The 13,385-nt window shown below is 69.9% G+C and carries 12 protein-coding genes; 4 read left to right on the top strand and 8 right to left on the bottom strand.

Going from position 1 to position 13,385, the window contains the following annotated elements:
* Window positions 1–70: 70 nt before the first annotated feature.
* From J7F03_RS35045 to rsmI, 4 genes are all read right to left on the bottom strand, one after another.
* Window positions 71–1,360 (bottom strand): resuscitation-promoting factor, encoded by a 1,290-nt coding sequence (locus tag J7F03_RS35045; RefSeq protein ID WP_214956781.1) that lies wholly within the window; start codon window positions 1,358–1,360, stop codon window positions 71–73.
* Window positions 1,361–1,925: 565 nt separating this feature from the next.
* Complete coding sequence (locus tag J7F03_RS35040) at window positions 1,926–2,807, bottom strand: TatD family hydrolase (protein ID WP_214956738.1); 882 nt, start codon at window positions 2,805–2,807, stop codon at window positions 1,926–1,928.
* 42 nt (window positions 2,808–2,849) lie between these two features.
* Window positions 2,850–3,230, bottom strand: a complete 381-nt coding sequence (locus J7F03_RS35035) for a hypothetical protein (protein WP_214956779.1) — start codon at window positions 3,228–3,230, stop codon at window positions 2,850–2,852.
* 340 nt (window positions 3,231–3,570) lie between these two features.
* Window positions 3,571–4,488: a 16S rRNA (cytidine(1402)-2'-O)-methyltransferase gene (rsmI, locus tag J7F03_RS35030; RefSeq protein ID WP_214956736.1), complete on the bottom strand. Its 918-nt coding sequence runs from the start codon at window positions 4,486–4,488 to the stop codon at window positions 3,571–3,573.
* Window positions 4,489–4,577: 89 nt separating this feature from the next.
* Here rsmI and J7F03_RS35025 point away from each other — a divergent pair, with 89 nt between their 5' ends.
* Window positions 4,578–6,365: a phospholipid carrier-dependent glycosyltransferase gene (locus J7F03_RS35025; protein WP_214956734.1), complete on the top strand. Its 1,788-nt coding sequence runs from the start codon at window positions 4,578–4,580 to the stop codon at window positions 6,363–6,365.
* A 1,280-nt stretch (window positions 6,366–7,645) separates the two neighbouring features.
* Here the strand turns inward: J7F03_RS35025 and J7F03_RS35020 are convergent.
* Both J7F03_RS35020 and J7F03_RS35015 read right to left on the bottom strand, forming a co-directional pair.
* Window positions 7,646–8,350 (bottom strand): DUF4145 domain-containing protein, encoded by a 705-nt coding sequence (locus J7F03_RS35020; RefSeq protein WP_214956732.1) that lies wholly within the window; start codon window positions 8,348–8,350, stop codon window positions 7,646–7,648.
* A gap of 138 nt (window positions 8,351–8,488) precedes the next feature.
* Complete coding sequence (locus J7F03_RS35015; protein ID WP_214956730.1) at window positions 8,489–9,403, bottom strand: hypothetical protein; 915 nt, start codon at window positions 9,401–9,403, stop codon at window positions 8,489–8,491.
* Between the two features lie 280 nt (window positions 9,404–9,683).
* On the opposite strand from J7F03_RS35015, the gene J7F03_RS35010 reads away from it, so the two are divergent.
* Together J7F03_RS35010 and J7F03_RS35005 are read left to right on the top strand one after the other, a co-directional pair.
* Window positions 9,684–10,043 (top strand): hypothetical protein, encoded by a 360-nt coding sequence (locus J7F03_RS35010; RefSeq protein ID WP_214956728.1) that lies wholly within the window; start codon window positions 9,684–9,686, stop codon window positions 10,041–10,043.
* Between the two features lie 51 nt (window positions 10,044–10,094).
* On the top strand, window positions 10,095–10,862 hold the full coding sequence (locus J7F03_RS35005; protein ID WP_214956726.1) for a transposase: 768 nt from the start codon (window positions 10,095–10,097) through the stop codon (window positions 10,860–10,862).
* Window positions 10,863–10,982: 120 nt separating this feature from the next.
* Here J7F03_RS35005 and J7F03_RS35000 read toward each other — a convergent pair whose 3' ends face one another.
* Window positions 10,983–11,348 (bottom strand): hypothetical protein, encoded by a 366-nt coding sequence (locus J7F03_RS35000; protein WP_214956724.1) that lies wholly within the window; start codon window positions 11,346–11,348, stop codon window positions 10,983–10,985.
* Between the two features lie 14 nt (window positions 11,349–11,362).
* A complete protein-coding gene (locus J7F03_RS34995; protein ID WP_214956722.1) occupies window positions 11,363–12,616 on the bottom strand; it encodes a helix-turn-helix transcriptional regulator in 1,254 nt (417 codons plus the stop codon).
* Window positions 12,617–13,241: 625 nt separating this feature from the next.
* On the opposite strand from J7F03_RS34995, the gene J7F03_RS42160 reads away from it, so the two are divergent.
* Window positions 13,242–13,376, top strand: coding sequence for a hypothetical protein (locus J7F03_RS42160; protein WP_285440536.1), 135 nt, complete (start codon window positions 13,242–13,244; stop codon window positions 13,374–13,376).
* Window positions 13,377–13,385 lie beyond the last annotated feature (9 nt).

Genomic DNA, 13,385 nt, shown 5'->3' with positions numbered 1-13,385 from the left:
GGAGTGACCTCCGTCGAGGCCTCGGACGAGGTCTCGGGCCGCTCGGACTCGGGCTGCTGCTCTGCTGTGCTCACCGATAAAGGGTACGGCCGCAGTGCGGCCACGGACTCGCCCCCCGCTGCACGTAGAGCTTCTTGGCGCGGTACGTCTGTTCCTGGCCCGGTGCGTCCTGCGGGCGGCCGCCGCCGCCGAGGGAATGCCAGGTCCGTACGTCGAACTGGTAGAGCCCCCCGTACGTGCCCGAGGGGTCGGTGGCCGAGGGCCGGCCGCCGGACTCGCAGCGGGCCAGCGCCGACCAGTCGAGGCCGTCAGCGCCCGCGACGGAGGTCGGCAGCGGCTTGGTGCCCACCTTGACGAGCTGGGTGACGGGCTCGCGGACGGTCTCCTCGGCGATCCGGCGGGGCTTCTGCTTGACGCCGTTGACGGTGCGCAGGCTGTACGTGACCCTGCGGGCCCCGGGCCGGCCGGAGCGTTCGACGACCTCGGTGCCCGCGAAGAGGGTGGCGTCCTTGACCTTCTCGGTCTCGTACGGGATGCGCTCGTCGCGGATCTCCCGGGTGCCGGTGATGCGGAGCACGGTGACGGTCTGGCCGTCGCGCGGGAAGGCGCCGGGGGCCACGGAGGTGGTGTCCTGGCCGTGGAGGGTGATGCCGGCCTGGTCGAGGGCCTCTTGGATGGTGGCGGCGTTGGTGCGGATGGCCCTCTCGCGGCCGTCGGCCATGAAGGTGATGCTGCGTTCGGTGCGGACGGCGAGGGCCAGCCCGGTGCGCGGGACGGGGGCGGTGCGGGAGGCGGAGAGGTAGGCGCCCTCGGCGCGGATGCCGAACTGGCGCAGTGCGCCTTCCACGGTGCGGGCGGTGGTCCACACGTCGCGGCGCTCTCCGTCGAGGGTCAGGCGCAGCGGGCGGCCGTAGCGGACGACGATCTCGTCGCCGTCGTCGAGGGCCTCTCCCCTGGCGGGGGCGACGAGGTCGTGGGGGCCGACGCCGAGGCCTTCGGCGACGAGCAGCGCGTCGACGTCGTCGGCGAACGTGTGCAGGGTCTGCGGGACTCCGTCGACGGTGAGGCGTACGGCCTTGTCGGCGGCGACGAAGGCGGTGGTGCCGCCCGCGAGGAAGGCGACGACCAGGGCCTGCGGCACGATCCGCCGCCAGCTGTCGCGGGGTGCGGGGGCGCCGCTGCGGCGCCGCCGGGTGCGGGGGCCGGTGGCGGGCCCGGCCGGTGCGGGCACGGTGTCGAGGCCGCCCCTGCGGCGCCCGGTCCCGGGGGGAGCCGGAGCCTCTGCGGCCGCCTGTACGCCGCCTCGGCGCCGGCCGGGCCCGGCGGGTTCGGGCAGTTCGCCGGCGAGGGCCTGGTCCATCCCGAGGGCCGGGGCTGCGGCGTGGGTCTCCCCGGGGGCCCGCCGGCGCCCCGGCCCGGCCGGGGTGAGGCCGGTGGCCGCGGGCGGGGCCGGTTCCGCCGGGTCGGGCGGCGGGGCCGGCTCGGCGCGCCGGCGACGGCCGGTGGCCGGGGGCTCCGGCGCCGGGGCGGTGGCCAGGCGTCCGGGCCCGGACGGCGGGCTCCCGCCGGTCCGCGGGGAGGGCACCCCGGGCTCCGGCTGCCGCTCCGGGCCGCTCCGGGCGGCCATCGCGTCCGCCCAGCCGACGACGCCACCGCCTCCGGCGCCGTAGGCCGGGGCGGGGGCAGGGTGGGGATCCGGGACCCAGGGGTCGCGGGGCTCCGGGTCCGGGTCCCCGGGCCAGGGGTCGCGTCCACCGGCAGGCCAGGCCATATCGCTCACGACGCTCGCTCCAGTGGTCCGTCCGGCTGCTTCGGGCACGGCACCCTAGCGGAGCGTCCGTCACGCGACAAAGTCGGATGGTTACGGACCGTGGCGAACGGGTGAAGCGGCGGGCGAGGAAAAAGGGGCGGGGTGGCGGGGCCGGTCAGTAGTCGAAGGCGCGGGCCGTGTTCGCCGCCAGCGCCGTCGCCATCGCGTCCTCGTCGATGCCGCGGACGGCGGCCATCGCCCGTACCGTCAGCGGGATGAGGTAGGGGGCGTTGGGCCGTCCGCGGTACGGGGCCGGGGTCAGGTACGGGGCGTCCGTCTCCACGAGGACCAGCTCCAGCGGGGCCGCCGTCAGCGCGTCGCGCAGCGGCTGGGCGTTCTTGAAGGTCACGGTTCCGGCGAAGGACATGTAGTACCCGGCGGCGGCGCACTCCAGGGCCATCTCGGCGTCACCGGAGTAGCAGTGGAAGACGGTCCGCTCGGGTGCGCCCTCCTCGCGCAGGACGCGCAGGACGTCCGCGTGGGCCTCCCGGTCGTGGATGACGAGGGCCTTGCCCTGGCGCTTGGCGATCTCGATGTGGGCGCGGAAGGAGCGCTCCTGCGCGGCCATGCCCTCCGGGCCGGTGCGGAAGAAGTCGAGACCGGTCTCGCCGACCGCCTTGACGTGGGCGAGCGCGGCGAGGGCCTCGATCTCGGCGAGCGCGTCGTCGAGCGCGGCCTCGCCGCCGCCCGTGCGGGCGCCCTGCCTCGACCAGCCGTCGGGGTCCCCGTGCACGATGCGGGGGGCTTCGTTGGGGTGCAGGGCCACGGCCGCGTGGACGTTCTCGTACGCGGCGGCGGTCTCGGCGGCCCAGCGGGAGCCCTTCACGTCGCAGCCGACCTGGACGACGGTGCTCACACCGACGGAGGCGGCCTTGGCCAGGCCCTCTTCGACGGTGCCGGACTGCATGTCCAGGTGGGTGTGGGAGTCGGCGACCGCCACCCGGAGCGGTTCGGGCAGCGGGGGCGGCGCGTCGTTCGACGTACTACTACGGCTCATACGGCCGATCTTATGACCGGGCCCCTGCGAGTGACCGGGCAGCTACGAGCCCGACCTGCGGAAGAGCCCCAGCAGGCGGTCCAGCAGCCCGGGGCGCGGCACCGCGACCGGCCCGGGGGCGTCGTGCAGGACCACGGCCTTGCGCGGCTTCGGGGGCCGCGGGGTGTACCCGGCCGGGACCGGTCCGGCGATCCCGGGGGCGGCGCGGTGGTGGTACAGCTTGTCGAGCATGCCCACGACCGAGTTGACCTGGCCCTCCCGCATGATCCGCACCACGTGCCCGCCGCAGTTCAGGCAGGTCGGGTTGGACAGCGGAGAGGGGACCCGCTCGCCGTCCACCGTGTAGACGATGAACGGCTGGCCCCGGCCGTCGACGTGGTGCTCGATCTCGTAGCCCTGCTCCCACCCGTATCCGCACTTCATGCACGCGAAGGAGTACGCCTCGTGCACGGTCGGCACGGCGACGGCCGGTGCGGCGGGTGCGGCGACGGTCGGTGCGGCGGGTGCGGCGACGGTCGGTGCGGCGGGTGCGGCGACGGTCGGTGCGGCGGGTGCGGCGACGGGTCCTGCGGCCGGTACCTGGGGGTCAGCGAACTCACTCATGCCAGCTCCTCTTGTTCCACTGGTGCCATTGCCAGTGGACGCCTCTTCGGGCGGGAGCGCATCAGGCCCTGTCTAGTGTTGGACGGTCTTTGGGCGAGTCATGCCCAAAGCGCCCGGTGCGCGGTCTGAGCTTTGCTTTTCAGGTTAGCTCTTTACCGACTTACGGCACCTTTTGTGCCGCATTCTTTGCCGCCACGACCGCATCGAAGACCTCGCGCTTGGGTACCCCGGCCTCCAGGGCGACCGCCGCGATGGCTTCCTTGCGCCGCTCCCCCGCCTCCTCGCGCACCCGCACCCGGTTCACGAGCTCCTCGGCGTCCACGTCGCCGGGGGCCGCCGCCGGGGCGCCCTCGACGACCACGGTGATCTCGCCGCGCACGCCCTCGGCGGCCCAGGCGGCCAGCTCGCCGAGCCCGCCGCGCTTGACCTCCTCGTAGGTCTTGGTCAGTTCGCGGCAGACGGCCGCGCGCCGGCCGGCGCCGAAGACCTCGGCCATCGCGGCCAAGGTGTCGTCGAGCCGGTGCGGGGCCTCGAAGTAGACGAGGGTGCGACGCTCGCCCTCGACTTCGCGGAGCTTGCCGAGGCGCTCGCCGGCCTTGCGCGGCAGGAAGCCCTCGAAGCAGAAGCGGTCGACCGGCAGCCCGGAGAGGGCGAGCGCGGTGAGGACGGCGGAGGGGCCGGGCACGGCCGTGACCTTGATGTCCTTCTCCACGGCGGCGGCGACCAGCCGGTACCCGGGGTCCGAGACCGAGGGCATGCCGGCGTCGGTCACCAGCAGGACACGCTTGCCGGCCTGCAGGGCCTCGACCAGTTCGGGGGTGCGAGCGGACTCGTTGCCCTCGAAGTAGGAAAGGACGCGCCCGGTGGTGTACACGCCGAGCCCCTGGGTCAGCCGGCGCAGCCGCCGGGTGTCCTCGGCGGCGATCACGTCGGCCCGTTCCAGCTCGGTCGCCAGGCGCGGCGGCGCGTCCGCGAGGTCGCCGATGGGCGTCCCGGCGAGTACGAGGACGCCTGCCGCATGCGCGTCGGAGGGGGCCGGGGAGGGGGCTTCGGCGGAGCGGGGCTGGTCAGTGGTCACCGCCCCATCCTCTCAGCCGTCCCACCCGGCGCGCCCCAACGCTCCCGTCCCCCTGGGTCTGGCACAGCCTCGTTCCCTACGATGACCCGGTGACCAGTACCGCGACGCCGCCGCCCAGCCCCGCGGGGGCCCCGCCCGACCCCTCGGCAGAGCCCGACCCCGGCCCCGGATCCGCCGCCCAGCCGTCGGCCTGGCTCGGCCGCCTGCGCGGGTTCGGCTACGTGCCGCCCGCCCCGGCGAAGCGGCGGTCGGACGTGCGCGCCCGCCTGGTGCCCCCGTACGCGCGGCCCTCCGCGCAGCTGTGGGGGCAGCTGGGGATCTCGGCCGCCGCGGCGGAAACCTGGCAGCGGGTGCTGGCCTGGGCCGGGCCGCTGCTGGTGGCGCTGGTCGCCGGGGTGCTGCGGTTCGCCCATCTGGGCAGCCCGAAGGCGGTGATATTCGACGAGACGTACTACGCGAAGGACGCGTGGGCCACGATCCGCCAGGGTTACGAGGCGAGCTGGCCCAAGGACATCGACAAGTCGATCCTCGCCAACCCGGACGGGGTCACCCTCCCGCTGGACCCGGGCTACGTCGTGCACCCGCCGGTCGGCAAGTGGGTGATCGGCCTGGGCGAGTGGATGTTCGGCTTCGACCCCTTCGGCTGGCGGTTCATGACCGCGCTGCTGGGGACCCTGTCCGTCCTGATGCTGTGCCGGATCGGCCGGCGGCTGTTCCGGTCGACGTTCCTGGGCTGTCTGGCGGGCACCCTGCTGGCCGTGGACGGCCTGCACCTGGTGATGAGCCGTACCGCGCTGCTCGACCTGGTGCTGATGTTCTTCGTGCTGGGCGCCTTCGGATCGCTGGTCATCGACCGGGACAAGGCGCGGGCCCGGCTCGCGGCGGCGCTCCCGGTGGACGAGGACGGGCGGGCCCGTCCGGACGCGCTGATCGCGGAGACGCTGGGCCTGGGCTGGCGCCCGTACCGGCTGACGGCCGGGGTGTGCCTGGGCCTTGCCTTCGGCACGAAGTGGAACGGCCTGATCGTGCTGGCCTTCTTCGGGGTCCTGACCGTGCTGTGGGACGCGGCCGCGCGCCGCACCGCCGGCGCGGGAGCCCCGTACGCGGCGATGCTGCGCCGGGACGCGCTGCCGGCCTTCCTGTCGACCGTCCCGGTGGCGATCGCGGTCTACGTGACCTCGTGGCTCGGCTGGATCCTCTCCCCCGACAACGGCAAGGGCGGCTACTTCCGCGACTGGGCCGCCAAGAACGACCAGCACAGCTCGTGGTCGTTCCTTCCGGAGTGGCTGCGGAGCATGTGGCACTACGAGACGGAGGTCTACAAGTTCCACGTGGGCCTGACCTCGGGCCACACCTACGAGTCGAACCCGTGGAGCTGGCTGGTCCTGGGCCGTCCCGTCTCCTTCTTCTACGAGTCCCCCTCGCCCGGCACCGACGGCTGCCCGGCGACCGAGACCGCCAAGTGCGCGCGCGAGGTGCTGGCGCTCGGTACCCCGCTGCTGTGGTGGACGGGCTGCTTCGCGCTGCTGTACGTGCTGTGGCGGTGGTTCTTCCGCCGCGACTGGCGCGCGGGCGCGATCGCGTGCGCGCTGGGCGCGGGCCTGCTGCCCTGGTTCAACTACCAGGAGCGCACCATCTTCTTCTTCTACGCGGTGGTCTTCGTCCCGTACGTCTGCCTGGCGGTGGCCATGATGATCGGCGCCCTGCTGGGCCCGGCCGGCTCCTCGGAACGGCGCCGCGCCCTGGGCGCGGTGGCGGCGGGCGTCCTGGTGCTGCTGATCGTCTGGAACTTCATCTACTTCTGGCCCATCTACACGGGCCAGAGCCTCCCGATGGACTCCTGGCGGGGCCGGATGTGGCTGGACACCTGGGTCTAGCAGCCGAAACGGCGGCCCCGACGCTCATCGGCGTCAGGGCCGTCGCGGTGGTTGTTGGTGGTTGGTGGACATCGCTGGCCATCCCGGGACGGCCCACAGACGGCCCAAGGCCCTCTACTAAGCGTCCCCACCCACAGCCGTCGGTCACACGTTTCCCTACCTCATCAAGGGCACCCGCCGCGCACGCGCGGCGGGTGCGGCCCGTCGGCCGCACGCCTACACCTCGGATCCGGAACGCTCACTGCTCCGCCCTGTTCGTACTCCGACTGGAGCACTGGACTCGCACGCTCCACCGCCCTGCCGCAGGCTGATGGAGTGACTGACGACGAGGCAAGCAGCTCAGTCCCGAGACAAGGCCAGGGGAGCCACAAGACGAGACGACGCAGGCTCGTCTGGGTCGGCGTTGCCCTGATGGTTATCGCTGTCGCGGTTCTCGCCACCGTCACCTTTATCACCCTGGGCAGCAGAGACAAGGGCGGCGAGGTGTTTCTACAGCCAGCACAGGCCATCAGCGCTGGCCCTGACCCATTCACAGAACCAGAGGCCACGGAAGGCCCGGCCGCCAGCCCCGTCCCGTCGACACAGTCCGCCAGTCACCTCTCCCAGCCACTACCGCCTGCCCCGACAGTGACAGTTGTGGTAGCTCAAGGTTCAGGAGGAGGCGAGACTGCGGCGCTCATCTCAGCGGTCGGAGGACTGATCACAGCCGCTGTCGGGGCCGTATCAGTCCTGGTCGGTCTGCGACATGGCAGGCATTAAGCGCGTCCGCATCTGGCATCAACGAGATCGCGTGCCTAACCACCCGAGATCTCCTCGGCTGCAATCAACGAGGACGAGTAACGGCGGATGCAGACGGCCCGGAGCAAGGCGGAGCACCCGCCGGGAGCCGAATCGGAGCTGCCCGATCGAATTCCGTACCATCCGGGGCGCTTAGCGGCCGGTATGGCCATCACTGACCGGTCTGGCTAGAGCTACGGATCAGAGCGTGGCCGCGCCCCTCCCGGGACCGTTCGGTCGGGAACCAGCGGGGAAGAGCGATCGCTGGCGAACAGCCTCATGAGAACGGCCCCTGACCGTTGTTACTGGTCAGGGGCCGTTCGTCTGCGGTGGGTGTGGGGGATTTGAACTCGCTTCCACGACGGTTTTCAAGAGCGTGCTGCGGGAAGCGTCTCTGCATGCCTGACCTGCCCGTTCCCCTCTCCCAGGGCCTCCTGCAGCGGCAGACGGTCCACACCTGGTCCACCACGTGGCCGGGACCCGACCTGCAGCCTCCGGCAGGTTTACAGCTGGAGCTCGGAGATCCTGCTGAGCAAGAGGTTGGTCTGCTGCTCCATGAGGCCGGCGCGCTCTCGACTCAGCTCATCGAACTGACCATGAGCCGCCGTATTCCGAAGTCCACCGACCTGCTCAAGGTCCTTCGCTTCCTGCTTCGTAATCAGCTCCTCCTTGCGGAGAAGCCGCGAGTAAGCGCTGAGAGAAGGGCGCTCGGTCAGTTCCAGTCCACGGGCCTCGATCAGCGCCCGCAACGCACTCTCCAACGCTGCCCCGCACAGCACGATGGCCGCAGCCGGGTGTGTCTGCTTGTCATCCAGCAGCCTCCGTACCTGCCCCATCATGTCCGTGCTGATCAAACCTACTTCCGACCAAGCACGGGCACCCACGATCTCGCCGACGCCCGCTTCGACCTGTCGAACCCAGGTGAGCAGGACATCACCGACTGCGCGAGCTCCGGACTCAGTGGATTGATTGTCTCCCCTGCTCTGGTACACCTCGGCAGCTCGGGAGGTCCAGAAGCTCTCCGCCCCCGCGTACTGGCGTAGGAACTCCATGCCGGCGAACGCGTTCGCCATCAGGGTGGGGAGCTGCTGGTGGTCAGATATCTTCCACCAGCCTCGGTCTTCCCGGCCAGGCACCCACACCAAGCCTTCTTGCAGCGTCTCGGCCAGTGAGCGGGCGTAGGAGAGAACATCTTCCTGGTTGGGCATATCAGCACTCCAACTGCGCGATGGAACTATCGATCATCGCGGGCGAAGGTGCCGAGCGCATCTGGTTTGAGGTTGCCCCTCTGCCTCGCGGTCCACAACATCTGACACCACGCGCTGATCCGCCTGGGATCAGCACCCTCAGCCAAGCCAGTCCATGGCCCGCATCGCGGCGACGACCAGTTTGCTCGCATCGGGATGTGTCGGAGTCTTCAGCCGATGAGCCATCTTGTTTCGAGCGCTGAAGAGCGCTCCAAGGTCCGACCAAAGCGTGGGATCGTCATGCTCAAGGGACCGACCGATCACCACTTTCGCTATGGGGCCATAGAGATCCAAGGCAGTGCCGTGTTTCTCTTGGAGTGACCGCAGGCTGGGTATGGAGCCGGCAGGACGGCCGGACTTGAGTGACTCCTTGGCGTAGGTCTCGGCCGCCACCGCGGCCAACAGGATCGCGGTCCCTGGCTGCGGGCTGTTGGTCGACTGCGTCAGGTATCGCGCCTGCGCGAGCAGCGCTCGTGTCGGCGAGACGCCGTTGCGCAGTGCGCTCATGGCCGCATCGACGGTGAGCGCGGGTAGGCCCACGACCATGGGGTATGCGGGATTGAGCGGTTCAGGCACCGCCAGCTTGAGACCCCGGGTGGCGTCCGTCACCGTGAGTGACAGTACCTGCGGGATATGGCCCACCATGCCTACGCTCGGCTGTTCGACTCGTAGAGCGTCAGACAGGCGTGCGGCAGCGAATCTGATGGCTGCTATGGCGGCCTTCAGCTCTGCCTGGACGACAGGTTGATCAAGGCCGGGGTCAAGCGAGAACACAGTGTGGGCAGTGAAGTACGTCGGGCTCAGCGCCACCGGCGCACTGTCGTCCCCCGACCAGCCGGGGTACCCAGGGGCGGGGAGTTGGCCTTCGAACTTCGGGAATGCGAGCACGACATCAAAAGCGCCCACCGTTGTCGTCAGAGGCTCAGCAGCAAGCGCGGTTTCGATGTCGCACATGCGGCCGATGGTCCGCTCGCTAGACGCCTGGTAGACGGCGTCGACTCGGATCTCGTTCATAGAAGACCGATGTTCCTCTGCGTTACCGATGCCTCGCAGCTGAATTTCCGAAGCAGCCGGACCCGTGATGGCGCGACGGCGGTCCCCAACCAAAGGGCCAGGTTGGGGACCGTTTCCGTATGAAGGGCGAAGTGGAAAACCCCCAACGCCTAAGGGCTGTCCCGTAACTGCTGTTCACGGACCTGGCCAGGGTGTGGAAACTGCGTAGCTGCTGAGTTCGCGGCGCCGGTATCGTCCAGTCTCCCGACCCGCCGTACCGGCGGTCTACGTTCAGAGAGCGATGCAGATGACCAGCCAGCAAGCAACGACGACCCTGTGGCGCCCCACCGGCCCCAAGGAGCTGGATCTGGTTCGGGAGCTGAACTGGCGTGCCTGGCCGCCCCGACTGCCCGAGCAGCCGATCTTCTACCCGGTCCTCAACGAGGACTACGCGATCAAGATCGCCAGGGACTGGAACGTGAAGCACAGCGGTGTCGGCTTCGTGACCCGCTTCGAGGTCGATTCGGAGTTTTTGCACCGGTATCCCGTGCAGCAGGCCGGAGGGCGGACGATCCTCGAGCTGTGGGTACCGGCCGAGGAGCTGGACGAGTTCAACGCTCACATTGTGGGCGAGATCCAGGTGGTCCACGAGTTTCGCTGAAGCGGGGCGGCTTGCGGACGGGGCTGGCTGGCCCGGTGCGATGATCCCGGTGTGGCTGGTGTGATCACGGCGTCGGAGCCGTCTTGGATAGCCCCGTTCACCGGGTTGAGCCCGCGCCAGTTCGGGAAGCTGGTGACGGTTCTGCGGCGCGAGGGTGCGGATGCGGTCCGCAGGGGCCGGCCGTGGAGCCTTCCGCTGGAGGACCGGGCGCTGCTGGTCGCGGCCTACTGGCGCACGAACCTGACCATGCGCCAACTGGCCCCGCTGTTCGGGGTGTCCAAGTCGGCGGCGGACCGGATCATCGATCACCTCGGGCCGATGCTCGCGCTCCAACCCCGCGAGCGGTTCGCCAAGGACACCGTGCTCATCGTGGACGGGACTCTCGTGCCCACCCGCGACCACACGATCGCCGCGCGGTCCAAGAACTACCGGTATTCCACCAACCACCAGGTCGTCATCGACGCCGACACTCGCCTCGTTGTGGTGGTCGGCCGGCCCCTGCCCGGCAACCGCAACGACTGCAAGGCGTGGGAGGAGTCGGGCGCGAAGGCCGCCGTCGGCACCACGATGACCATCGCCGACGGTGGCTATCCGGGCACCGGGCTCGTGATGCCCCACCGGCGCCGCAAGGGCGAGGAGTTGTCCGGCTGGAAGCAGGCTCACAACAAGTCCCACAAGCAGGTCCGTGCCCGCGTCGAGCACGTCTTCGCCCGCATGAAGACCTGGAAGATCCTCCGCGACTGCCGCCTCAAAGGCGACGGCGTCCACCACGCCATGCTCGGCATCGCACGGATGCACAACCTCGCCCTCGCTGGATAGACCACCCGCCGCACAGCAGCCCACCATGCCCGAGGCCACTCAGAGATCATTTACGGGACAACGCTTAGTAACCGCTCTGGCGGTCCACTCGACTGACCACCTAGGAAGGTTCCAATGTGGTCAGCTCAGCGCCTTCTCGATCACTTCAAAGATGTCCGCGTCGGTCTCCTGCTGCCAGGACGGGAGGTCGAACCAGTCGGCCACGTAGCCCGGCTTCGGGTCCTTGAAGTGCTTGAACATCTGGGCCGTCCAGCACGTCGCGACGAACCGGCTCTTCTGCTCGCGGGACAGCCTCGACGTGTGGCCACCGCTGATCTCGATGAACTGCCGGACCTGGTCGTAGACCGAGCCGGCAGCCTCGCGCTCCCACTGCGGGGTGTCGTCCCACGGAGTGACGTAGCCAGCCTTCGGCTCCCCGGGGAAGTGCTGATGCACTCCCGTGATCCAGGTTTCCCGGAACAGTCGTGCACCTTCGGTCTGCGACATGCCTACCCCTCTCGTCACGGCGTGCTCAGCGTGGCGATCTCCGCCCCCAGCTCCGCCACGCGGTGGTCGCGGCTCAAGGGACCGAACTCGTCGCACAGGGCTTGGAGTCTACGGGCGACGTACCCGGATGCTGAGGCTCGGGCCAGGCTGATGGCCTCCCTGCCGTACGCCACGACTTGTTCGACGTCCCGCCGCTTCGCGCCGATGGCGGCCAGGTCGGTAAGCACTGCTCCGCGTCGCCGGTACGACTGCCCGGCCGCCAGGGCTGTCTGCTCTAGAGCATCCTTCAAAGCGCCCTCCGCCAGGTCGAGACGGCCCAGCTGCACGTAGCGCGACCCCCGTTCCTCGGCCAGACGCGCGCCATCGAAACGGAGCCATCCGCCGTTGACGCTGTCCGCGGTGAGGTCTCGGACGGTCTCGGCCTGGTCCATCGCGCGCTCGCACGCGTCCAAGTCGCCGAGACCCGCGTAGGCCTCGGCTTGGACCGAAGCGACCCAATGCCGGGTCGAAAGGTTGTTGTCACCCCGGCTGGCCAGTCGCTCGGCTGCGCCGAGCATCTGCGCCGCCTGGCGGTAGCGCTGCTCGGACATGTCCACGTACGCGTGCCGGACGAGCGCGCATGCCCACAGGTCGTACGCTGCGGCGTCCTTGCTGACCGACGCCGCAAGGGAGTACGAAGCGGCGGCGTCGGAGTACCGGTTGCCGTCGAACGCCACCTCGCCAGCCAACTGGAAGAGGTCGGCCGCCGCGCTCAGCAGGGGGCGGGCGCTTCCACGGTTGCTCGCCAGGGCCTCGTTCAGCGTCGTCAGCTGGTCCCGGATGACGGGATAGACGGAACCCTTGGATCGAGCCAGTTGGTAGACCTGCCAGAGATGGCTGTTCATGCGCGCGAAGTCGGCAGGCATCCCCCTGCGGACGCCCTCGGTGAGGGCCTCTGCCTCCTCGACTGGCAGAGCGGTCAAGGCCCCGCTGACAGTCAGTATGCGGAGGAATTCGCGGCGGATCATTTCGTCGGCGTCTCCCGCGTTCGGGGGGTCACTGGACTGGTGCCCGGCGGTCTCCTGGCCTGCGGCTCGTGGCGGTGTCAGGAGGGCGTCTAGCTCTTGGAGGCTGACTTCGAGGGCGATAGCCAAGCCTCGTCGCTGGGGCGGCTGAGGATCGATCCTGCCGCTTTCCCAGCGCCCGACCGTTGTGCGGTCCACGCCGAGTAGCTGGGCCAATTTCTCCTGACTGTAGCCCAGGGTCTTGCGTCGTTTCGCCAGTCCCATGACGGCCCCTTCCCGCGACTCTGGCCCCTTCGGCACCCATGCACGGATCTGCGTCAAGAGTGCCGCATCGATGCCGTGGAGACCCCCGACTCAACGCGGTTTCCTGGGTGTTGTCGCAAACGGCGTGGGCGAGGAACTGCGGAAGGGTGCGGACATGGCAACGCGCAACGATGCCGAGGGTCACGGATTCGAAGGCGTCTCACGAACAGCGGACTCGGCTGCCGAACACCGCGTTCTGATGACGCTTCGCGTGTCCCGCGACTCCGGGCGCACGTGGTCGCAGAAGACCACCACGCGGGAGGGTGATCCGTTCATCGTCCTCTCGAACCCCGTCCGCTACCCCCCGTGCGAGTGCGCTCGCTGTGCGGGCCCGTCCGTGTCGGCCCGTGCTCTTCGGCCGGCGGTGGTCGAGCCGGGGGCCGCGTAGTGGATGGCTTATCTCGGTGGGTGCTGCGCCGGTTCGGACGGTTCGCCGGCCCCTTGTACCTGGCCATGCTCGTCGGCTCCGTGGGCCTGTACGCCGCTGGCATCTACGCCACGTCGTAGCCGCTCGTCGGTTCGCCGACTCCAGTCTTCCCGCCGGGTCTCCGGTGGGAGTTCCCCAAGTAGAGAGGGAAGTTCGATGATGGAAGAGAACACCGGTTCGGTGGCCCCCGAGGGGGGTGGCCTGCTCGTCGCGAAGCGGAAGATCGTGGCCGCTCGCGCCCGTACCGAGCAGGAGTCTGACGTCAGTGGCGGCCGTTCCGACGGCAACGACTGATCGGGCCGC

This window comes from Streptomyces sp. ISL-43, assembly GCF_018614195.1.
Lineage (GTDB): Bacteria > Actinomycetota > Actinomycetes > Streptomycetales > Streptomycetaceae > Streptomyces.
This window is presented reverse-complemented; position numbering and strand designations above follow the sequence as displayed.

Bases quoted from the DNA above. Each gene is read 5' to 3' on its own strand.
- J7F03_RS35045 (WP_214956781.1), bottom strand. From the start codon at position 1,360: ATGGACCAGGCCCTCGCCGGCGAACTGCCCGAACCCGCCGGGCCCGGC.
- J7F03_RS35040 (WP_214956738.1), bottom strand. From the start codon at position 2,807: ATGAGCCGTAGTAGTACGTCGAACGACGCGCCGCCCCCGCTGCCCGAA.
- J7F03_RS35035 (WP_214956779.1), bottom strand. From the start codon at position 3,230: ATGAAGTGCGGATACGGGTGGGAGCAGGGCTACGAGATCGAGCACCAC.
- J7F03_RS35020 (WP_214956732.1), bottom strand. From the start codon at position 8,350: ATGCCCAACCAGGAAGATGTTCTCTCCTACGCCCGCTCACTGGCCGAG.
- J7F03_RS35015 (WP_214956730.1), bottom strand. From the start codon at position 9,403: ATGAACGAGATCCGAGTCGACGCCGTCTACCAGGCGTCTAGCGAGCGG.
- J7F03_RS35010 (WP_214956728.1), top strand. From the start codon at position 9,684: ATGCAGATGACCAGCCAGCAAGCAACGACGACCCTGTGGCGCCCCACC.
- J7F03_RS35000 (WP_214956724.1), bottom strand. From the start codon at position 11,348: ATGTCGCAGACCGAAGGTGCACGACTGTTCCGGGAAACCTGGATCACG.
- J7F03_RS34995 (WP_214956722.1), bottom strand. From the start codon at position 12,616: ATGGGACTGGCGAAACGACGCAAGACCCTGGGCTACAGTCAGGAGAAA.
- J7F03_RS42160 (WP_285440536.1), top strand. From the start codon at position 13,242: ATGGAAGAGAACACCGGTTCGGTGGCCCCCGAGGGGGGTGGCCTGCTC.